21 protein-coding genes are annotated in these 19547 nt (G+C 58.3%); 6 read left to right on the forward strand and 15 right to left on the reverse strand.

The annotated features are described in order from the left end of the window. The first annotated feature begins 155 nt into the window (after positions 1 to 155). The 3 genes from NZ585_08545 to NZ585_08555 all read left to right on the forward strand — a co-directional run bounded on the left by NZ585_08545 (position 156) and on the right by NZ585_08555 (position 2055). Positions 156 to 443, forward strand: a complete 288-nt coding sequence (locus NZ585_08545; protein MCS7080084.1) for a hypothetical protein — start codon at positions 156 to 158, stop codon at positions 441 to 443. 131 nt (positions 444 to 574) lie between these two features. Next, complete coding sequence (locus NZ585_08550; protein ID MCS7080085.1) at positions 575 to 1018, forward strand: universal stress protein; 444 nt, start codon at positions 575 to 577, stop codon at positions 1016 to 1018. A gap of 77 nt (positions 1019 to 1095) precedes the next feature. Continuing rightward, complete coding sequence (locus tag NZ585_08555; protein ID MCS7080086.1) at positions 1096 to 2055, forward strand: AAA family ATPase; 960 nt, start codon at positions 1096 to 1098, stop codon at positions 2053 to 2055. Here the strand turns inward: NZ585_08555 and NZ585_08560 are convergent. Further along, a complete protein-coding gene (locus NZ585_08560) occupies positions 2041 to 3168 on the reverse strand; it encodes an SAM-dependent methyltransferase (GenBank protein ID MCS7080087.1) in 1128 nt (375 codons plus the stop codon). The genes NZ585_08555 and NZ585_08560 overlap by 15 nt on opposite strands. Beyond that, positions 3155 to 4465: a tyrosine--tRNA ligase gene (gene tyrS, locus NZ585_08565; GenBank protein MCS7080088.1), complete on the reverse strand. Its 1311-nt coding sequence runs from the start codon at positions 4463 to 4465 to the stop codon at positions 3155 to 3157. Before tyrS ends, NZ585_08560 begins: the two co-directional genes overlap by 14 nt. A gap of 262 nt (positions 4466 to 4727) precedes the next feature. Between tyrS and NZ585_08570 the strand changes: the two genes are divergently transcribed. The 3 genes from NZ585_08570 to NZ585_08580 all read left to right on the forward strand — a co-directional run bounded on the left by NZ585_08570 (position 4728) and on the right by NZ585_08580 (position 8473). Then, positions 4728 to 5513, forward strand: coding sequence for an FHA domain-containing protein (locus NZ585_08570; GenBank protein MCS7080089.1), 786 nt, complete (start codon positions 4728 to 4730; stop codon positions 5511 to 5513). Between the two features lie 150 nt (positions 5514 to 5663). Then, a complete protein-coding gene (locus tag NZ585_08575; protein ID MCS7080090.1) occupies positions 5664 to 7208 on the forward strand; it encodes a protein phosphatase 2C domain-containing protein in 1545 nt (514 codons plus the stop codon). A gap of 215 nt (positions 7209 to 7423) precedes the next feature. Then, positions 7424 to 8473: a hypothetical protein gene (locus tag NZ585_08580; protein ID MCS7080091.1), complete on the forward strand. Its 1050-nt coding sequence runs from the start codon at positions 7424 to 7426 to the stop codon at positions 8471 to 8473. A 139-nt stretch (positions 8474 to 8612) separates the two neighbouring features. On the opposite strand, the gene NZ585_08585 is transcribed toward NZ585_08580, so the two are convergent. The 13 genes from NZ585_08585 to NZ585_08645 form a co-directional block, all read right to left on the reverse strand. Beyond that, positions 8613 to 9938, reverse strand: a complete 1326-nt coding sequence (locus NZ585_08585) for a circularly permuted type 2 ATP-grasp protein (protein MCS7080092.1) — start codon at positions 9936 to 9938, stop codon at positions 8613 to 8615. Between the two features lie 41 nt (positions 9939 to 9979). Continuing rightward, positions 9980 to 10426, reverse strand: a complete 447-nt coding sequence (locus NZ585_08590; GenBank protein MCS7080093.1) for a DUF4870 domain-containing protein — start codon at positions 10424 to 10426, stop codon at positions 9980 to 9982. A 54-nt stretch (positions 10427 to 10480) separates the two neighbouring features. Then, positions 10481 to 11503 carry a trypsin-like peptidase domain-containing protein gene (locus NZ585_08595; GenBank protein MCS7080094.1) on the reverse strand — a complete coding sequence of 341 codons (1023 nt, stop codon included), beginning with the start codon at positions 11501 to 11503 and terminating at the stop codon, positions 10481 to 10483. Beyond that, positions 11500 to 11694: a hypothetical protein gene (locus tag NZ585_08600; GenBank protein MCS7080095.1), complete on the reverse strand. Its 195-nt coding sequence runs from the start codon at positions 11692 to 11694 to the stop codon at positions 11500 to 11502. Before NZ585_08600 ends, NZ585_08595 begins: the two co-directional genes overlap by 4 nt. A 5-nt stretch (positions 11695 to 11699) precedes the next feature. Then, positions 11700 to 13514, reverse strand: coding sequence for a serine/threonine protein kinase (locus NZ585_08605; GenBank protein ID MCS7080096.1), 1815 nt, complete (start codon positions 13512 to 13514; stop codon positions 11700 to 11702). Between the two features lie 73 nt (positions 13515 to 13587). Continuing rightward, entirely contained in the window at positions 13588 to 14232 is a 645-nt protein-coding gene (locus tag NZ585_08610) for a hypothetical protein (protein MCS7080097.1), read from the reverse strand. After that, positions 14229 to 14828: a hypothetical protein gene (locus tag NZ585_08615; protein ID MCS7080098.1), complete on the reverse strand. Its 600-nt coding sequence runs from the start codon at positions 14826 to 14828 to the stop codon at positions 14229 to 14231. The genes NZ585_08610 and NZ585_08615 overlap by 4 nt, the downstream gene beginning before the upstream one ends. A gap of 103 nt (positions 14829 to 14931) precedes the next feature. Continuing rightward, positions 14932 to 15441, reverse strand: a complete 510-nt coding sequence (locus NZ585_08620; protein ID MCS7080099.1) for a hypothetical protein — start codon at positions 15439 to 15441, stop codon at positions 14932 to 14934. A gap of 34 nt (positions 15442 to 15475) precedes the next feature. Next, a complete protein-coding gene (locus tag NZ585_08625; GenBank protein MCS7080100.1) occupies positions 15476 to 16138 on the reverse strand; it encodes a 4-vinyl reductase in 663 nt (220 codons plus the stop codon). 141 nt (positions 16139 to 16279) lie between these two features. Continuing rightward, positions 16280 to 16753 carry a (2Fe-2S)-binding protein gene (locus NZ585_08630; GenBank protein ID MCS7080101.1) on the reverse strand — a complete coding sequence of 158 codons (474 nt, stop codon included), beginning with the start codon at positions 16751 to 16753 and terminating at the stop codon, positions 16280 to 16282. Positions 16754 to 16758: 5 nt separating this feature from the next. Beyond that, positions 16759 to 17454, reverse strand: a complete 696-nt coding sequence (locus NZ585_08635) for a hypothetical protein (GenBank protein ID MCS7080102.1) — start codon at positions 17452 to 17454, stop codon at positions 16759 to 16761. 45 nt (positions 17455 to 17499) lie between these two features. Next, positions 17500 to 18258 carry a hypothetical protein gene (locus NZ585_08640; protein ID MCS7080103.1) on the reverse strand — a complete coding sequence of 253 codons (759 nt, stop codon included), beginning with the start codon at positions 18256 to 18258 and terminating at the stop codon, positions 17500 to 17502. A 136-nt stretch (positions 18259 to 18394) separates the two neighbouring features. Beyond that, positions 18395 to 19510 carry a response regulator gene (locus NZ585_08645; GenBank protein ID MCS7080104.1) on the reverse strand — a complete coding sequence of 372 codons (1116 nt, stop codon included), beginning with the start codon at positions 19508 to 19510 and terminating at the stop codon, positions 18395 to 18397. Between the last annotated feature and the right edge of the window lie 37 nt (positions 19511 to 19547).

Raw genomic sequence — 19547 nt, forward strand, 5'->3', positions numbered from 1 at the left:
TCTAAAGCATCGTTGGCCAGTTTTTCAAATGTTTTGGCTACATATCCTCACAGTTGGTTAGAAACCTGTTTGATAGTGTGACCGTCAGCGGCTTGTTTTCCACAAGAGCCAGCGGAGGGTTGCAGAGCAGCGGCGCAAGCCCAACGTTTGGTCGCATGAAGCGGCTGTTTGCCCAGCGCCTGCAAAAACCGCGAAGGGTGAAGTGCCGCCTTCTGTCGCCCGTATGTTCAAGGTTGCCGGCGGCGCTGAACGCCGTCTTCGCCAAGGTGCTGGCGTTGAATCCAGAGCAACGCTATGCTACACGCAGGTTTTTTCCTAAAAGCAGCTCTGAGGCAGAAACCACACAAGGAATCGTCAGCGCTGATACCTGGCAGTTGGCGGCGGATAATCGTCGTGGCAATTCGCCTGCGGTCATCAAGCTGGTTGAGTGGCTGGCTGGGTAAACTCCCCTACTGCAAAACGCTAGGTTGTCCCCTAATGGATGGGTTGTGACTACTGGAGCTGAGGTTTGGGAGAGACGGCTTCGTAGTTGTCTAAATGAAACATCACCCTTTTCCGGCGGCGAGGCGGAGCTATGTTTGAGAAAATCCTACTGGCGACAGACGGTTCTGAAACAGCGCTCAAGGCGGCGCGGGCGGCGGCTGAACTGGCGACGAAGACCCAGAGCGCTATGACGCTGTTATTTGTCATGGAGCCATTCAATGAAATGGCTTACATTAGCTTGCCCGGCTATGAGTTGGGCATTGACCCGGAAAAAGTCGCGCGGTTTCAGCGGGAGTCGGCCAACGCCGTGCTGGAACGTACCGCTGAAGTGATCCGGCCGAGCGGCGTGCCTTTCCTCATGCGCTATGAGATTGGGTCTCCCGCCGCCACAATTGTGTCAGTCGCCGAAACCGAAAAGTTTGACTTGATTGTGATGGGCAGTCGTGGGCGCGGCCCCATCGTATCCTTCTTGCTGGGCAGCGTGTGCGACCGCGTAATGCACCGGGCTCACTGTCCCGTGTTAATCATTAAGTAGCGTACCTGGATCAACCTTGGCGTCTAGCGGCGTTGCCAGAGCCTGATCGGCGGCGTGCGGAGGTTACGCACCCTCGTATGACAGTCGAGTCGTTGCTCCAAGCCAAGCGTGCGCCGGTGCGCCCGCACCGACGAGCGTACCATCGGGCGTACCTTGGCAACTTGCTTGCCGGCCACTTTCACATTCCCCTAGTGGTCATTGAAGCCCCGCCCGGCTACGGCAAGACCACCTTATTGAGCGCTATCGCGCACCGCCCAAACGCGCAAGTCGGTTGGTTGACGCTGGATGCGACGGACGCGGCGTTGAACACGTTTACGGCTAACGTGTGTGCGGCACTCTACCGCTTGCCGATTGTGTCGGATTACCACGTACTTGACCCCGGCGATATTCGTCCAGCTGTGCAGCTTGTCGTCAACGGCATGCGCGAGTTGGGTATTGAAACCTTGGTGTTGGACAACTTTGAGCGGGTGGCGGAGTCGCCGGCGGTCAATTACTTGGTTGAACAGGCAGCGGCTGACTTGCCGCCGCCGTTGCAGATCATCATTGCCACCCAGCGCCCACCGTTGCTCAAGCGCACCGCGCGCGGGCGCGTCGCCCGGTTGGACATTACGGAGTCCGATCTGCGTTTTGACCCAGAAGACGTTGTCGGATACTTCGCGCAGGCGGCCCGCTATGACCTCAGCGCTGATGAAGGCGGACTGATTGTCGAGCGAACCGGTGGTCAGGCCGCCGTCGTCAATCTGGTTTTACAGTTGGCGTACGGGCTGCCTTCTTACCTCCGCATCAACTTTGAGACGCTGCTTACGCCTGCCGGAGAATCGGCGCCGGTTTTACTCTTGCGGGAATTTTTGCGCCGCCTGCCGACGCCGTTTGATGAGGCGGTGCGGCTGCTCAAAAACGGCGACATGGAAACGCCCGCTGGCCGGGAACTCCATCAGGCGCTGGCGGCGGCCAACTGTCTTGTTCACACCCTTGACGACGACAACCGAACGCTGGTCGTTCACCCGTTGCTACGAGAATTGTCAAAACGACTGTAGGTTAGCCGGTGGACGGGGCAGGAAACGCGGCGTGTCCCCCTTGGCTTGAACCAGCACCTTGAAGCGGTCGCTAAACCCGCCCGGTACAAGAAAATGTTTGAGCGCCAAGCGGGCCTTGAGGTCCTCCGGCGTGTCGCCCAGCGGCGTATGTTTCTGAAGCAGGTCCAACAGCCCAAGCTGTATCAGGTAATCAGCTTGGCGGGTGAGTTGGATGGTGCGCAAACCGTAGGCTGCGCCGTAGTTGATGAGCGCCGAAAAGTTGACATCGGCCGTGATGTCTTGCCGGCCGACGTCGGTGAAAAAATTTTCGGACATCTGATGGCGGGCGAAGCAACGTACAGTTCCAGTCGGGTGCCCGCTTAGGTGGTCGCCAGTGTCGCCGTAGTCAATTGTAACCAGGTACCCCCGTCCAAGCGCCGCCGCCGCTTGCGCCAGCCACGCGACGGCGTCGAGTGCAACTTCACACTGGTCGCCTTCCGCCAGCGTTAGCTCGCCCTTTGCTAGGTAGTCGGCGAAAGCTTCCGGTTGCGTTGGCGATGCCCAGATGAGCTGTAGTCGGTCGTCCCTAAGCGTCACTAGACCTTCCGCATAGCGTCCGTGGCGGACGGCAATCAGATGCACTGGCAGCGCGTCCACCAGTTCGTTGGAGAAAATCAAGCCGGTGATAGGCGTGGCGGCAAGCTCCTCTAGGCCACACCAACGAACATGCGCTGCAAAGGAAGCCAGCCGCACCGCCTGCGCCGCCCGCATTGTGGCGCTAGTTTCACAAAGGACATAGTGCAACGCTTGAAAACAGTCCGGCGCCGAAACACGGAGTTCAGTGAGAATGTCAGCGGCAAGATCGCCTGTTCCGGCGCCACATTCGACAACGGTCAACTCCGACGGATGCTCAAGCGCCTCCCAGACAGCCTGAACTTGGCGGGCGAGCAGTTGGCCAAAGTGACTGGAGATGCTGCTCGCCGTATAGAAGTCACCTCGGCGGCCAATCCGCTCGACCGCCGTCATGTAGTAGCCATGCCGTGGCTCATAAAGCGCTAAGGCCATGAAGTCCCGGAACGTCAGCGGTCCTTGCCGCGCTATCCGTTCGCGAATGTGCTGTTCAAGAGGCGTCATGGTCGCCGCCAGCGGCGTCGGGGGAATCCACCAACCGAATCAGGTGATAAGTGCGTGCGCCCTTGCGCAAAACGCCATATCGTCCGCCGATGAGTTGCTCACGCGCAACACGGCTATGAACCGATTCGACGCGCCGGTTGTTGAAGTATAGGCCGCCACCCTCAATCAGACGGCGGGCTTCGCTCTTTGAAGCGACCAACTTGGCCGCGGTCGCCAAGTCGGTTAGCAAAGCTCCCGCTCCGGCGAAGAGCGACGACGAAACTTCAGCCGAAGGCGCGTCATGAAAAATCGCCAGCAGGGTGTCGGCGTCAATATCCGTGATTGGATGGCCGCCAAACAGAATGTCGGTCGCCGCTAGCGCCGTCCGTAACCCGGCTGGGCCGTGAACAATTTCTGTAACGGCGGCGGCCAGCGCGCGTTGCGCCTCCCGCGCTTCCGGCGCAGTTGCAACAGCGGTTTCCAACGCTCCAATCGCTTCGGGGGAGAGAAACGTGAAGGACTTCAGGTAGCGAATTACTACGGCGTCTTCCGTGTTGAACCAGAACTGATAAAACTCGTAAGGCGAGGTTCGGTCAGCCGTGAGCCAGACCGCGCCCTGTTCGGTTTTGCCGAACTTTGTGCCGTCCGCCTTGGTGACAAGCGGCATCGTCAACCCATGGACGGTGCGGCCGCGCATCCGACGAATGAGTTCAATGCCGGCCGTGATGTTGCCCCACTGGTCGCTGCCGCCGATTTGGAGCGTACAGTCGTAGCGGTCGTGGAGTTCAAGGTAGTCACGCGCCTGCAAGAGCATGTAACTGAATTCCGTGTACGAGATGCCCGTTTCCAACCGGCGGCGCACCGATTCTTTGCCGAGCATCATATTGAGGGAAAAATGCTTGCCCGTTTCACGCAGGAACGTCAGCAGCGGCAGATTGCCCAACCAGTCCAAGTTGTTGACGATCCGCGCGGCGTTGGTGCCTGAAAAGTCAAGAAACCGCGCCAACAACTGTTCGATAGCCGCTACATTGGCCGCGATGGTGTCGGCGTCGAGTAGCGGACGTTCGGCAGCTTTGCCGCTGGGGTCGCCAATCAGTCCCGTTCCCCCACCGGCCAGCGCCAGCGGCCGATGACCGGCGCGCTGAAAACGCATCAGTGTGAGTAGCGGCAGCAAATTGCCGACATGCAGGCTGGGGGCCGTCGGATCAAACCCGGCATACACCGTAAGGCTTCGGTGTTCCGCCATGTGCTGAGCCAAATCGGGCGTATGGTCATGGACGAGACCACGCCAAGTCAATTCATCAAAAAAGGTGGGCATAGACGTGAAGAGGCAAAGCGTTGTGGGTGGTTGATAGTACTGGAGTTTGCTGGAAACAAGTCGGTAGTTCCTCGGCGCGCCGGATTTCGGCTTGTTTTGCCGCTTCAGGCGTATGTATAGTTACGTTTCGCTGTTCGTTCCGGTCCTGCGCGTGCGCTTGGATGTAAGCGAGTCTGGCGGCGGTGCAGCGTGTGACGGCCAACATCATACCTAAGTATCAAAACCAACGCCTTGTGGCGGATTCTGACGTTGTAAGAGCACCATGACATCCAACACTGCTGCAAATGAAATCGCTTGCTCGGTCTGTGGCGCGCCGAATGCGGCAGACTGGCTTTATTGTCAACAATGCGGCTCTCCGTTGAAAGCTGAAGCGACGCCTGCCGTCCCAGCCGCCTCAGGGGGACGTCCGGTTGAAGTTCCGCCGACGGTAGTCGTAAAGCCGCCGGTCCCACCAACCGTTGCTGCGCAGCCGGCGATGTCGCCGCCTATCGTTCCTCCAACCGTTGTCGCCCAGCCGGTGGTTCCGCCGACGGTCGTGGCGCAGCCGGTGGTTCCGCCGACAGTCGTGGCGCAGCCAGCAATACCGCCGGTGCCGCCAACGGTAGTGGCCCGCTCGCCCGTCGGAGAACAGGCCGACACGGTGGTCTGTGAACACTGCGGCAAAGTCAACGCAGCGTCCAATAACTTCTGCGCCGGCTGTGGTGCGCCTCTGCCGTCGCCGCTAATGAAGACCATCGTGCGCACCTCAGAGCGGCCGCCGACGCGACCGGCGCGACTCTGCCTGATTCAGGAAGGTGGCGGAGAAGGTGAAGTCTATGAGATCAAAGGGAATGAACTTACGATTGGTCGCAATTCGGGCGATATTCGATTTCCGCATGACGGCTACATGTCCGGTCGGCACGCCCGCATCATCCGCCGGGGGGATGAATTCATTCTTCAGGATGACAACTCACGAAACGGTACGTTCAAGAAAATTGACGGCCCGGTGACGCTCAAGTCGGGCGATGTGATTTTGATCGGCAAACAGTTGTTCCGCTTTGAAGTGTGACGGCGTTTTCGAACGCGGACAGCGGCGCGCCGTCCGTAGGCAGCGGGCGAAAAAGCTCAATCTTTGAGACCTTGTGAGGGGTGGGTGGCGGCTTCTGCATCCAACGGGTTAGAAACCTGGGTGTCCGTTTCGGTGTGCACGGATGTTGGTATGCGGCGCACCGGCAACGAAGACAACTTGCAGGTTGTTGACCTAACCAGCCAACGACTAGGACTGACGCACCGGGAAGCGACGCTGTCGCCCGATGTGGCTCGGCATCGCCTTGGGCCGCTAGGGACGCTGTTGATTGTTAGCGATGGCATGGGTGGCGCAGCGGCCGGTGAAGTGGCCAGCGAGATGGCCGTGGAGATTGTCGCGCGCGAAATGCTGCGTTATGTGAACGCCGGCGTTCCCCCGCGCGACGCCATGCGATACGCGGCCGACAGCGCCAACGCCGCCATTTGGGAACGATCCCAAAATGAGAGCGCCATTCGCGGCCTTGGCGCAACGCTGACGGCCGTTTACCTCTCGGCTCAGGAAGCCGTTGTTTCGCAGGTTGGCGATTCGCGGGCGTATCTGATTCGCGGCGGGACAATTCGCCAGTTGACCGAGGATCAGTCGTGGGCCGCCGCCGCCAAAAAAGCCGGCATGCAAGCCGCCAATGTGCCGTCCAACGTCATCCTTCAGGCGTTGGGCACTCAGCGAACGGTCAATACCGACATCACCACCGAAATCGTTCAACCGAACGATATTTTTTTACTGTGCAGCGACGGCCTCTCCAACAAGGTTGAGGAGCATGAACTGCTGAGCTATGTGACGACGGCCGACTCCCTAACGGCGGCGGCCGAAGCGTTGGTGAAGCTGGCGAATGACCGGGGCGGCGAAGACAACATCACAGTTATCCTAGCCCAGATTTCTCTGGAACGCCCTGACGCGGTGGGCGATTTGCGTACAACGCAACTGCTGACTTCAGCGAACGCCTCTGACGAAGCGAACCCACATATCACACCTCGACGAGTCACCGCCGACCTTCAGGGCTATCAGACACGACAGAATTTAGGCGTTCCAACGCACAGCGATTTATCGCCAGTGGCGGATACAGCGTTTGTCACCCAGCCGTTATCGCCTTCCGGGCAAGGCCCGGCGTCACCGTCGCCCCGGCTTTCGACGGGCGGCAAACTGTTCGTCGTGTTGGCGTTGGCTGCTGTTGCGGTGATTGTGTCGGCGGGCGTAGCGGCGATGTTCTGGATTTTGCAAGCGCGCGCCGAGAAGCAATCCGAAGCCGGCAAAAAAAACCCGGTTCCACTGATGCATCCTCCCAAACCGTCGCCGGACGCCAAACCTGCCGCATCATCCCCCACAGAATCGGGTCGCATCGGACGCACCGATGACGGCAAGGCCGATGACTTCAAGCTGGACGTGGATGAGGTTGAAAAGAAACTGGATCAAGCCAAACAGCAAATGGATGAGTTGGCCGGCCGAACGGAGAAGCTGCCCGGCTATGAAGCTTGGCGCAAGACTTTTCGTGAAAAGTATGACCGACTAACGCAGCTCAAAGACGCACTTGGCCGCCGCCGCCGTCAGGAAGTGAAAGATGGCGATCCGTCGCTGAGCGACATCGCTGAAGAGGTCAGACAAATCTCCCGTTGGCTTGAGGAAAAATTGCCTCCGCCGCTGCGTAAGCTCGAAGGAGCGGGGGCAAAAGCGCTGCTCTGAGGATAGTCTCCTTTGAAAAAGCCATTGAGCCGGTCGAGCAAGGTGTTCAAAAGCTTCCCGAACTGCTGCCCAATGCTCTGCGTCCGTCCACACGTTTCTGACGGTCGGAGTCGGCTTTGTTCCGTGCCATACAAGGCTACCTAACCCCGGCGTTTCGCATCTGGAAAATATGGTTTAGACCCTGTGACGGTCATCTTTGGCTGAGGTGCAAGGTGATGTTTTATCGCGCCTGTTCTCTGGTGGTTTGTTTGGCTTTGGTGTTGAGCGGCGTTTCGGCGCGGTTTTCGGCGACGGCGCAAACGCAAACCGTTCCGGCGCATGCGCTTGGAACAGACGACAAAGCCATTTTCGCCATTCACTTTTCTGGTGAAACCCGCGCCAACCTCGATACGTGCGGCTGCCCAGCCAATCCCAGCGGCGGCTTGCACCGGCGGGTGACGATGGCCAAGGCCTTCCGCGAAGCCTTTCCGCAAACGCCCTTGCTGGAACTGAGCGTTGGGGCGATTTTCAACGACCAGGGCGTACTGCTCAATCCGCCCTTCAAGGACGTACTCGTGCAAAACGATTATGCACTGCGCGGCTACAGCGCCTACCCGTTTGACGCCGTCAACTTGACCTATCAGGATTTGCGCGTCCTGCACAAATACTTCACAACGAACGCCGCTAAGCAGTCCGCGACGGATTTCCCAGTGCTCAAAGCGTATCTTTCCGCCAATGCGATTCCGGCGGCCAACGAAAAAACGCACATTGCTTTGCCGCGTTTTATCGTCAAAGAAATCAAGTCGCCGCGTCTTCCAAAGGGCGGCACGCTGCGGATTGGAATTACCGGCGTGTGCGAACAAGCGCCTAGTGAGGGCACGGGCTATGTTTGGCGCGATCCGGCAGCGGCGCTCAAGGAAGTCCTGCCTGAACTCAAAAAGCAAGCCGATATCGTGGTGGTGCTAGCTTACCTACCGCTTGACCAGGCCAAGACCCTCGCCGCCGAACTGGAAGGCGTAGATGTCATGATTGTCGGGCACACCCAACCGTCGCTGCTGACGCTGGAAACTATCGGCGACACGGCGCTGGTGGTGAACAACTACGAGACAAAGGCGCTGGGTGAGCTGCGCGCCTACCTGACCGATGACGGCAAGCGCACCTACAGAAGCCGCTTCATTTTGCTTGACGCGACGATTCCGAGCGAGCCGAATGCGCTTAAGATCGTCAAGGACGCTAAGGCCGCCATCGAGGAAGCCCGCCGCAGCATGGTACAGGCTGCGCCCTGACGAGGGTGTTAGCACCATATCTTCCTGCAAGAGTCTCCCGCTGGCCTAGACGTCAAGACGCTGTTTTGTTACGACCGCCAGTGCATGAACCTTTGATGGCGCGAGCGCGGCCCGAAGTCGAGCAAGGCGGAGACGTTTTTCAGCAACGCGGCGTCACTGTGAAGGTCGGAATGCTGCCCCCGCCGGCGCTGACATTGACGACGGCGTTGTGGGACGTACGCACAACGGCCCCGGCGATGCGGCCGCCCAAATAAAACGGGTTGGCGTTGTACTTCATCGGCGTAAAGTCGAAGCCGCCGTCAGCCCGACGAACAGGAAAGACTTCTACCGGCGTTGGGACGCGCCGCTGAACGACCCAGAGCGCGTCGTCTCGGACGGCTCGCCGAAGGATGTTCGTCCATGTCGCCTCGTCAGTTTCGTCGCCGACATAGACATTCGTTCCGCCGTAGGCATCCGCCGGTTTGAGGACGTATTCCGCTCGATGGCGAACAACATGCTCACAGAGGTCGACGCGGCGGCCGTCAGGGAGGCTGACGGTTTGTTCCGCCGCGATGCGCGTCCAAGGCAAGTGTTGGAGGAGTGTTCGGCGAGCATCTTCTGGCAGAAACGCTAGCTGTTCCGGGTCGGTCAGAAAGCTGAAGAACGCCTTGTTTTCACTGACGCGACAGCGGAATGAGTTAACGAAGCAGGCGGCGTGCGTCTGGTAAGCTGTAACGAAGTCACGGGTTTCATCAAGCTTGGTCAGCAACTCGCTGGTGACTACCCGCCGGTACACAATATCTAGTCGGACATTCCCAGCGTAGAGCCGTCCCCGCCGCAGCGTCACCTCGCGCGGGTCGGCGATAACCGCCGGATAGCCCTGCGCAGTGAAGTAATCCCGCAGGATGATTTGGTCGGACGACGTACGGACATCCGTCCAGTCCACAATGCCGATGGTAGGGTGCTCTACGCCGCCAAAATCACGGTAGGCGCTTAGTAAAGCCGCCAGCAACGCTGGGCGTGGTTCGTCCGACTCCAGCGTGTAGCGTTCGGCAAAACGCCGTACAATCGGCAGCTCTAGAAAGATTTCTGTCATCGCCGCCGAATAGCCGACGCCGGCCGGCGCGTCATGGTTGAACTCCAAGAAGAACACCTCATTAGTGGTGGGGAAAGCGTCCAAGCGCGTCCAGACGACGGCGTTGTCATAGCCCGGATGGAGACGCAAAAGTCGGCGTTCGGCGTCGTGGAGACGCAGCGCCGTGAAGAGTCGTTCACGGTCGCCGCCGAAAAGCCCTTGTTCCGCCGCTAGAGCCGCTTGGAGGACAGCGACGGCGGCCGTCTCCAGCCGCCGTCGTTGTGTTGGCGTGAAGAAGTGCGGGCGCAAATGAACCGGCATCGCCTTGCCGGCAAAGAGGATGCCGCGTTCAACAAGCGCCGCGTCAAGTCGGTCGGCGTCGGCGGCTGCGGCGGCCAAGTTGTCTGTCATCAGTCGGTGGAAATCTTCAACAGCCGCCTGCATAAGAACGCTTAGGATTGCTTTTCAGCGAAATCGCCGATCAGCGGCAGTTTCGGCGTCGCGTTGCCGTATGCCTTGATCATCAGAAAGATGGATAGTCCAAGTCCGGCGAGGAAAAGCACTAACCCGAATAGGGTGGAAAGCAGCGAAAGGATTGTATGGATGGCGCCAAGAATCACGCCCATAATGGAGTTCAGAACGCCAATCACCGTCAGCAAAAGGTGAAAAAATAGCCCCTGCCAAGCGTGGAACTTGACGAAACGGTTGTTTTTTTCCGTGGCAAGGAGAATGATGGCAAAAATGAGGCCAATGCAGCAGGGGGCGTAGGCCAGCATGCCGGCGACGTTGGGTTGCATCCCCAGCGGCCCCGGTGGTTGATCACCTCCACTTGGCGGGATGGATTGGTATGGATTCGAAGGCGGGTAAGGGGGTTGTTGATAAGGGCTTTGTGGCGTCATAGCATCGAAGAGCGGCTTCCCAACGAGAAATGGGAACTGCCTTTAAGAGCTTGCTTACTTCTTTTCAATTGGTGTGGCAATGACGGTGTATTCCTTTTCTTCACGGCGAATGCGAATCTGAAGAGCGTCGCCTGGACGACTGCGGGCAATCAGCCGATTAAAATGACCGCTGGACAGCACTGGGGTGTTGTTTACAGCTAGGATCACGTCGTCGCGCCGCAGTCCGGCTTGGTCGCCAGGTAGGCCACGCTCCACTTTGACGACTCGGACACCGCGCGCCGTTCCGGTAAGACCTAGACCGCGCCGGTCAAACGCCGAGATGTCCACAGCTTCGACGCCGATCGAGCGACGGCGCACGCGCCCTAGCGTTCGCAGGTCGGGGAGGATGTCTTTCAAAATGTTGACGGGGATGGCGAAGCCGAGTCCCTGACCGCGCGCCAGCACCAGCGTGTTGATGCCAATGACTTCGCCAGTCAGCGCCACCAGCGGCCCGCCAGAATTGCCGAAGTTAATCGCGGCGTCGGTTTGTAGAAAGTCGTCATACGCTCCATCGAGTCCGCTGCGTCCTTTGCCGCTGATGATGCCGACCGTTACCGTGTGGTCAAGTTCAAAGGGGCTGCCGATAGCGATCACCCAGTCGCCGACTCGTACGGCGTCGCTGTCGCCCAACGCCAGTGCAGGAAGCGGTTTTTGTCCGACATCCACTTCGAGGAGCGCCAAGTCAGTCGCTTCGTCATAACCTCGCACACTGGCGGCCAGCGTGCGGCCGTCCTGCGTGACAACCAGAATTGGGCCGCCCACCTTAAGCGCGTCCCGGATGACGTGGAAGTTGGTGACAATCTCACCCTTGGCGTCGAGACAGAACCCGCTGCCGATGGATGTGCCGCCATCTTCGGAAACCGATTGAATGTTAACGACGCCGCCGTTGGTACGCGCCACAACATCCGCAATTGTTGGGAGCGTCGTTGTGGATGGCGACCGCGTCGCCGGTCGTTGCGCCGCCGGTCGTTGCGCCGCCGAAGCGCCGCTGAACCACATCAGTAAGCCAATGAGGAAAGGAACACAAGACCTGTTCATTGGTTTGACTGAGACGGAACCCAAACAGGCGGAGGCGACGACGGCGACTCCTCCACCACGGCCGGCGGCGGCGCAGCGGCGGTTTCACTTTGGAGCAGGGCGGCTAAGCGCTCGGCGTCGTAGCCGCAGGCTTCGGCTAGGCGTTCTCGAATCGCATGCAGTTTTTCAAGGAAGCGCGGCTTGCGGTACATCAGTATCAGGTTGTTTCCGGCGGCGTGTATGTTGCCGGGCGAAACGTCGTTAGGCGAAAAACATTGACGAACGTGTGCGGCGGGCGGCGCTCAAGATGCACGTAGGCGCGCGCCACCGGCGCCCAAGCGTCGTCCAGTATCATACCGACCGGCTGATATTCGGCAATCACTAATCCGTTCGACGCCAGCGAAATCCGCCCTGAGGGATGAAAAAAAGTGACGAAATCCCCATGATTTTTGGCGGCGTAAGCCGCCTCGCCCAGGTCTTGCGCCGCCACTTCGCGGTCGCCGCGAAAGGTCAGCAACCGCATGGGTTGCTGACCACCGTCGCCGAATAGCGCCACCTGAAAATCACCTTCCCCGGAAGCGCGCAGCAAGGTCAACGCCGGCGCAGGAAGCGCGATGCGATACTTAATGCGGCCGCGCGCGTCTAGCCACGTCACCGCTGGATGAATCGGTCCCGACGACACCAACACGTCGTCCTCACTCAGAACGACAAGCTGTGGCGACTGAAGGTAGTTGTACAACTCGATTTCCCATTGTCGTCGCCCCTCCAGTGAGTACCCGGCGACCAGCGCCTTGTTGGCTAGAATCAGCAGGGTTTCGGACGGCGTGACCGCTAGGCTCGTTACCGGAAAGAGGAGTTGGAAAAGGCGGCGCGGCGCGTGCTCGGTCGCTGTGAGGGCGTAGAGATGGCGATTCGTGGCAAAGTAGCTGGTCCTCGCCTGCAGTGTCGGTGCGGCCGCCGCCGTAATCCGCTCCGGGAGGAAATAGGGTACGAACCGTCGTCGGTCTAGCTCAAGAAAGCCGGTTGTCCGGTCGTCCACAATGTACACCACCGCGCGCCGACTTGGGTTGAGCGTAAACAGTTGTTGGCTGCCAGCCAGTTCATAGCTAAACAGTGGTTCGAGTACCGAGATGTGTTCTGAGACGTGTTCCTGCGCTGGTGGGGCCGGCGCTTGCGTTGTATCGTCGGCGGGCAGCGGTGCGTCGCCGCTATAGCCGACAGCGAAGACGCTCACGCCGGCCGGCGCGGACAGTGACGCAAGTTGAGCCTCCAAGAGGTAGTGGAGCGCCTGCGCCGATCTGGGTCGCTCAGCAGGTGATTTCTGCAGGAGTTTAGCGACGATAGGCCGGACGGCTTCCGGTATCGGGTTCAAATCGGGCGGCTGCTTAGCATGCTTGACAAAGAGTTCCTCTGGTAAGCCCTGAAAGGGTCGGTCGCCGGTAAGCAGTTCATAGAAGATGACGCCGAGTGAGTAGAGGTCGCTGGCGTACGTTGCGAAGTCATAAAACTGCTCCGGTGCCATGTAAGCCGGGGAACCGTTCGGCTTTTGTCGGTCAAACACATTCGCTAAATGATTGGCGATACCGAGGTCGGCGATTTTGTAGGTGGTTCTGCCAGCGGCGTCGGGAAAGACCAGAATGTTTTCCGGCTTCAAATCACGGTGTAGCACCTGACGGTCGTGCGCGTAGGCTAGACCGGCGGCCACATCCCGCATCACCTCCGCAGCCTCCCTCATCGGCAGCGCGCCGCGCCGGTTGAGAACGTCCCGCAGGCTTCCACCAGCGGCGTATTCCAGCACCAACTTGTTGCGCGCGCCTTCCTGCCCGTAAATCACGTCGAAGCACCGAACAATGTTGGAGTGCTGAAGCGCCGTCAGCGAGGAAAGCTCGCGAAAAAAGAAATGGGCGGCGCGGCCGCCGCCCAGGAATTCCTTGACGGCGTATAGGTCGCCGGTGGTTGTGTCCCGCGCCAGATAGACGACGGCGTGCGCGCCGCTGCCGAGGACTTTGATGTTTTCGTAGAAGGCCGTCATGGGGGGGGATATGACCTTTAGCGTTCGTCGCCTACCGGCACGCAGATAGTCGTCAAGAAATCTGGGGGAGTTTCTAGACTGTCGCCACAACCTGCTCGTGCGTCATGCCGGCTTTGATCTTCTCCTGAATGCCGCGCAGCCGCCCGGCGCCGGTCACAACAAAACGGCTGGCTTCTGCGCCGCGCGAGATGCACGCAGTTTGGACGCAATCAAGGTCGTGGCCGCTAATGTGGCTCAGCATGCCAGCGAGAATGCCCGCAATCATCGGATCGGAAAAATCCTCCTCGTCACGAATGACTTCGGCGAAAATGGAATCTTCCAGCGCCGCTGTGACGATGCCCGTCTCCCGAGCCTGCGACACGTCAATCGTCATCAGTCCCCAGCCGTGATAGACGAAATATTCACGGAAGAAGCGTAGAAACATCGAGATCGGCATTTCGCGGAGCTGAAGGTTGCCTACCGCCTGCGCTTCGCGTTCCAGCCGGCGCATGATGCGTTCTCCCCAGATTTTTCCGCAGGTTTTAAAAATGACCGGCCACGCAGGGCCGGCTTCGTCCTTGACGGCGGTGTACACACCCGCCAGGAAGTCGGTTGACAGGAGGCATAAGCGCGTTTTGGCTGGGTTCCACAACACGCCTTCGCGCAGGTCAAAGCCCAACCGTGATTCGTCAAAAAAACTCTCCAAACCCTCAAGTAAATCCACCGTAGCACGCATCATGCCCCGTAGTCCTCCGACAAGACATTCATGGCGAGGTCAAGATAAGGCGACAGCAACCGAAAGCTTGTCGGTTGCAGGTCCTGCTGACACTCACGTTTGACGACATAGTACATGTGGTAAATGGACTTAACCTTCCCTTTGAAGGCTTTGAGTTTCGTCGCCAGCGCCGGGTCAATCTTGGCGAAGGCTTCCCGCATCGCCGCGGTCTGTCCAACTTCCGGGAAGTCAAACGCCTGCAAAATGGTTTTCATCCAGATGAGGAGCTTATTCTCAAACCAGCGCGGGTCTTCAATCAGCATCGAAAGCGTGGCGTATGACAGTACATAACGCGCGTCGCGGACGCACTTCGCCGTAGCATGCTCGTGATGCTGTTCGTAGGGATACATCGTGTAGATTTCCTTTACGCTCCGACTAACGATACCGGTTTCCTTAGCACGGATATCCTTCGCCGCCGCGATATGCGCGGAAAGATTGGGGTAGTAACTCTCCAGCTTGGCGAACTCGGCGTCGGTGAAGTATTTGCCCTCCGCCTGCCGAAACATGTTCGCCAAATCGGGGTGGCGGTGTGGTGGAACTACGGTGGCTGGTGCTGTCATGGATGGAAATCAACCTCCGTGAAGCCTTGGGCAGAGGACAGCGCGTAGGGAAACACAAGGAAACCCTACGCCGCAGCCGCCGCTCAGGGCAATGAGAGCAGGCTTATTTCTTGACTTGTGAAGCGCGGATGGCGCTTTCCGTCGCTACCCGCAAGAACTCGCTCGCGCCGGCGCTTGACCACGGCGACTGCGTCGAACGACCGCCGCCGTTGGTGTCCCAAGGGATGCTCTGGAAGAACGTAAAGGCGGCGATTTCGTCGGTTGGGGCTACCGCCGACGCAACAACGGCGACGGGTGCCGGCGCAGGAGAGGCATCGGCCGGCGGTGGGGCGACTTCCACCGGCAAAGGCAACAGCCCTTCCGTCGCGCGGCTGGTTGCCGCCGTTAGGCGTGTTGAAGACGGACGCGGCGCCGACCGGACAGGAGCGCCACCGCGTTGCGCCCAAGGCACAAGCTCCGTGAAAAACACCTCGGCGGTATCCTCCAAACTCAGCGCCGCGCGAGCACGCTGGATAGCCAAGTTGAGCTTTTCACGACAGCGTGCAATCCGCGCCAGCAACGCCTCTTGTTCATCAAGTAAATCTTGGGGGAGCGAAAGACTAAGACTCGTCATGTTCTGTACCTTTTGAAGTTAGGCGGATACATTGTCAGTCGATGAGCTTCTCCATGATTTCTTGCGCCGACGCGCCTTCGCGCCGCCAGAACTCAGCCGCATTGACCTTTTTCTGAGAACCGACAATAAACTTACAGCAGTCATTGCCCATTGAGTAGCACTGCACCTCAATCCCTCCGCGCTCCTCACGGTCAAAGACGCTGAAGACGCCGGCAAACATGCCGGCATACATATAGCAAACTGGCTTACCGACTTGCTCCATTGCCTTTGCCACGGCGGAGTTCTTGATGGTGATAAAAACCATGCCTTGCTTTTCAAAGCTGAAGTCAATTGCCCATGCACCCCAGCCTTCAGCTGTCAGCGGCCACCACCAAGATTCGAGGACGAACTTGCGGTTCATTTGCCAGATATCGAGTTTACCGCCGCCGAACTCGTGGCGCATTTTTTCAGCAAAGCGCTTCATGTCACTGACGCCCCACTCGTAGCCGCATTTGTACATTACAAGGTTAGAGGCGTCACCAATTTCTTCATCCAGTCCGGCATGGAGACTGGTGATAAAGTCTTCTGACGCATAGACGCCGCGCTGACCGTCGCGGAGACGAATCGTGCGGGTGCGCGGATCACGCGAAAGAAAGTCTTCTGGGACAAAGTAATTGTGGTAATTTTTGATGCCGCCGTCAGCGACGTTGATGGCCATATATGTCACTCCTTGATGGAAATGGCTATTGACGCCGTGTGTGCTATACGCAAGTCCGCTTGGGAGAAAAAAATTTTTAGGGACATCAGTGAACGCCGGCGCTAAGGCAATGCTTAAGGCCGAACTTGAGCTTAGGAAGCCTTACGTAGCCGACGCCGCCAGTTTAGTCATATCAAAGTCTTCGCCTTCGAGTTCTAGGATTCTGGACTTTGTAATGATTTTCCCGCGATCAATCAAGACGCGACCATCGCGCGGGTGAAGGATCGGCACTTCAGCGCGCTTGCCGATGAGCGCCCGCAAGTCGTCAATGCTTTGCACATACATCCCTTCAGGCAACTCAACGACGACGCCGTCGCCGATGATGCGCGCCTGACAGGACAACCGTGAACGGGCAGTCGCGCCGGTGATCGTCCCAAGTGTTCGAATTTCGCGTTCCGTACGCGGGGTTAGGGATTGTTCGCCCTTGATGACGAAAACATGGCAGGTTGCACATAGTCCCATACCGCCGCACGCCATCGCCACCTCACACTGTGAAGCTAACAGCGTGTCGAGCACCTTGGTGTCCGTCTTAACCGAAATTGTCCTATTGATTGGCTGTAACGTGATGCTTTTCATAGCAACTAACTCCAGCGCTCGACAGTAATGTTTGACTTTGGGATTCCGGCTGACTGGAAGGTTTGCTGATAAAACTTTATCTCGGGATACTCACCTGCAGCATAAAATTTTGTATTTGGGTTTTCGAGATACAAGCTTCTCAGCATAACCGGTGTCACACGCCCCAGCCCACCAACCCATCCAACAGGACGTGTTGGCTGGTTCAGGATTAGTATGCGCGTAAGTGGGCTGTTTTTTTCAAAATGCTTGAATTCATCATCGTAGAGGATTTGGCTTGAGTCAGTAAGTTCATGAAAGAGCGTAAGGCGGCGTTCTGGCTGACGAGTGAGAATGTAGTAGAAAAAGCTGCGTGCAGCTGGGATACAGTAATCCATGCCAATGAAGCAAACCGGATCTAAACTGTCAGTTTGTAACTTGAGCTGTCCCATTGGCTCAGTGACATGGATAATGTCACCAACTTTTACTTGGTCGTAAAATTGCGTTCCGAAATTGCCAATTCGTTTGACTGTTACCTGAAAATACTTTTGGTCATGGGGAGACGAGCTGAAAGTTAGGCAAGCTTGTCGTTCAGCATTGAGATGGAAAACGGCAAACTGTCCCGGTGTAAAGCTGAAAGGGTATTCTCCGAAGTCAAAAATAAACGAGCGTACATCTGTGGTTTCTTGAATAATGCGGCAAACAGTATATGGTCGCGTGCTCATAGAAATAAGGTAAGGCTCTACAAGAGAATCGGGGTGTCGGCAGAGTTAACGCGTGCGGAGCGCCGCCAGTTCAGCTTCCAGAGCCTGAATATAGGCTGCCGTCTGGCTGTTGGTTTGGGCGACTTCCGCCACAATTGTCTCCAACTCCTGCGACAGACGGGCGTTCTCCGCCATTGCTTCGCGATAGACCCGTAAAAGCGCCCTTTGGTAGTGATCTACCTGTTGGACGAACAGCTCCAACTCGGTTTCCGCCTCCTGAGCAGCGTCGAGCGTACCGAGCAGCGCCATATCCTTCTGTCCAATCCGGCGGTCGAGTTGAGCCTGATGACTGCGGAAGGCTGAAGCAATGGCGTCAAGATCAGCCTGCGCTTCCTGCATATCCAAAGCGGCTTCCCGCAGACGCTGCTGAAGGTAGAGGATATGGTTGACCAGTTGTTCGGTGTGCTCTGCAACGCGCGCCTGATGCGCAGCGACATCCCGGCGGATGGCTTCCAATTCACGGGTGACTTCGCCGACGGCTGCAAAGAAGTTGCGCAGAGCCGTGTCGTAGTGCGCCAGCTCATTGTTGCGTTCACGGAGAAACCCAAGGGCTTCGTCCCGCTCATACCGAAGCTGCCGGATGGTGGTTTCCGCCACTTCCAAGCGCTTAATGCCGTGCCGAAGACCAGGAAAACGCTCAAGCGTGCGATTAATGAGGCTGACGCACCAGCGATAGAGAACACGGGTGACGGTTGGCAGCCGCTGAAGGCCGTACTGCTCTGGCGGTGCTGATGTGGGCGAAGGGGAAACGCCACTGGCTATCATCGCTCTGTCGAGGGCTTGGGCAATCGGGGGATGCAAAGGTGAACTGCAGTCGCAAGGATACTCAAACTTTCTAAGAAGTCACTGTCTTTTTTTCCAGCAGTTACCGGATAAGGTGACAAATTATGTCATCTTGCCGTCAGGTAGCGCCGGGTGAGGTCGCAACCGGCGTCTCGGTTTCCTGCAACAAACCGGCGGCCCGCAAACCCCCAACGAGGAAAAGAAACACCAAGGCTTCGTTCGGAACCGCCGCCAACAACTCGCCGAGCGTTCGGCGGCCGTCAAAAAGGCGCAGTAACCCAACCGTTTGCTGGGGGAGGGCGTTGGCCTCCAACCGGCGGCGCAAATCCGGCGCAAGGACGTAAGTTCTAGTGTCTTCGACTTTGGTGTGCAGCAAACGGTCAGCCAACGTCAGCAGCAACTCGGCCGTCTGAAGCGCCGACGCCGGCGTGTGGTGGGCGGCGGACGGATGGACGGCTGCGCTCAGTTCAGCGAGTGGCTCTTGGTCTTCCGCCGCTGTCGCAGTCGGCGTCGGAGTATCCTCTAAGGTCGCCGACTTGCTTGTCCGACGCAGGGCTTCCGCCGCTTCGTCGCGTCGCCGAAAAGCTTCCATCAGCAAACCCATGAGCCGGTCGTGCAGTGTACACGGCGGCGGAACAGGCGGTGGCGGGGTCATCTGAAGCTTGACGCCTTCCCACAGGAGGATGTCATAGGCGGCCGGCTCGCCGGACCGGTCGCCGGTTTCGGCGTGAACAAGATCACCATTGCTGAAGTAAAGGTAGCCGACCCGTCCTCCAGCAGCGATGCGCAGGACGCAGCTTTTGCGTTCCATCTCTAGAAGCTGGAGGAATGAAGCAAGGGTCAGGCCCTGAATTACGCCCTGCTGACGCGCGTTCAACTCGTTGCAGATCACGGTGTAGAGCGTGCTCACGCTGAACGGTTTGCGGATGACCGGGAGCGCGCCGATCTGGTGCAGACGGCTTTCGACATCGCTGACCGCCATGGCAGTCAGAATGACGATGGGGAGGTTGACCTGCTCGCTCAATAGGTGAGCGATGAGTTCAAAGCCGTCCATGACGGGCATCTGGAGGTCAGTGACAACGATGTCCGCCGGCTGATGCGCCAGAATGTCGAGCGCCTCCTGTCCGTGTCCGGCCGTCACGACGGAAAAACCGTCCTGATGCTGGCTCAGCCACTTGGACACAAGCCCGGCAATGGCGTCGTCATCTTCAACCAAGAGCACGCGCTTCTTCATAAAACGCTCCGTTGTAGAAAAACAGGTGTGTAGGCCG

The sequence above is a fragment of the Chloracidobacterium sp. genome, assembly GCA_025057975.1.
Classification (GTDB): Bacteria; Acidobacteriota; Blastocatellia; order Chloracidobacteriales; family Chloracidobacteriaceae; genus Chloracidobacterium.

What these genes read in the sequence shown, in the direction of transcription:
- NZ585_08645 (MCS7080104.1), bottom strand. Translation starts at nt 19,510, where the DNA reads ATGAAGAAGCGCGTGCTCTTGGTTGAAGATGACGACGCCATTGCCGGG.
- NZ585_08570 (MCS7080089.1), top strand. Translation starts at nt 4,728, where the DNA reads ATGACATCCAACACTGCTGCAAATGAAATCGCTTGCTCGGTCTGTGGC.
- NZ585_08560 (MCS7080087.1), bottom strand. Translation starts at nt 3,168, where the DNA reads ATGACGCCTCTTGAACAGCACATTCGCGAACGGATAGCGCGGCAAGGA.
- NZ585_08555 (MCS7080086.1), top strand. Translation starts at nt 1,096, where the DNA reads ATGACAGTCGAGTCGTTGCTCCAAGCCAAGCGTGCGCCGGTGCGCCCG.
- NZ585_08545 (MCS7080084.1), top strand. Translation starts at nt 156, where the DNA reads ATGAAGCGGCTGTTTGCCCAGCGCCTGCAAAAACCGCGAAGGGTGAAG.
- NZ585_08640 (MCS7080103.1), bottom strand. Translation starts at nt 18,258, where the DNA reads ATGATAGCCAGTGGCGTTTCCCCTTCGCCCACATCAGCACCGCCAGAG.
- NZ585_08575 (MCS7080090.1), top strand. Translation starts at nt 5,664, where the DNA reads ATGCGGCGCACCGGCAACGAAGACAACTTGCAGGTTGTTGACCTAACC.
- NZ585_08630 (MCS7080101.1), bottom strand. Translation starts at nt 16,753, where the DNA reads ATGAAAAGCATCACGTTACAGCCAATCAATAGGACAATTTCGGTTAAG.
- NZ585_08605 (MCS7080096.1), bottom strand. Translation starts at nt 13,514, where the DNA reads ATGACGGCCTTCTACGAAAACATCAAAGTCCTCGGCAGCGGCGCGCAC.
- NZ585_08600 (MCS7080095.1), bottom strand. Translation starts at nt 11,694, where the DNA reads ATGTACCGCAAGCCGCGCTTCCTTGAAAAACTGCATGCGATTCGAGAA.
- NZ585_08550 (MCS7080085.1), top strand. Translation starts at nt 575, where the DNA reads ATGTTTGAGAAAATCCTACTGGCGACAGACGGTTCTGAAACAGCGCTC.
- NZ585_08635 (MCS7080102.1), bottom strand. Translation starts at nt 17,454, where the DNA reads ATGAGCACGCGACCATATACTGTTTGCCGCATTATTCAAGAAACCACA.
- NZ585_08590 (MCS7080093.1), bottom strand. Translation starts at nt 10,426, where the DNA reads ATGACGCCACAAAGCCCTTATCAACAACCCCCTTACCCGCCTTCGAAT.
- tyrS (MCS7080088.1), bottom strand. Translation starts at nt 4,465, where the DNA reads ATGCCCACCTTTTTTGATGAATTGACTTGGCGTGGTCTCGTCCATGAC.
- NZ585_08620 (MCS7080099.1), bottom strand. Translation starts at nt 15,441, where the DNA reads ATGACGAGTCTTAGTCTTTCGCTCCCCCAAGATTTACTTGATGAACAA.
- NZ585_08610 (MCS7080097.1), bottom strand. Translation starts at nt 14,232, where the DNA reads ATGATGCGTGCTACGGTGGATTTACTTGAGGGTTTGGAGAGTTTTTTT.
- NZ585_08615 (MCS7080098.1), bottom strand. Translation starts at nt 14,828, where the DNA reads ATGACAGCACCAGCCACCGTAGTTCCACCACACCGCCACCCCGATTTG.
- NZ585_08595 (MCS7080094.1), bottom strand. Translation starts at nt 11,503, where the DNA reads ATGAACAGGTCTTGTGTTCCTTTCCTCATTGGCTTACTGATGTGGTTC.
- NZ585_08580 (MCS7080091.1), top strand. Translation starts at nt 7,424, where the DNA reads ATGTTTTATCGCGCCTGTTCTCTGGTGGTTTGTTTGGCTTTGGTGTTG.
- NZ585_08585 (MCS7080092.1), bottom strand. Translation starts at nt 9,938, where the DNA reads ATGACAGACAACTTGGCCGCCGCAGCCGCCGACGCCGACCGACTTGAC.
- NZ585_08625 (MCS7080100.1), bottom strand. Translation starts at nt 16,138, where the DNA reads ATGGCCATCAACGTCGCTGACGGCGGCATCAAAAATTACCACAATTAC.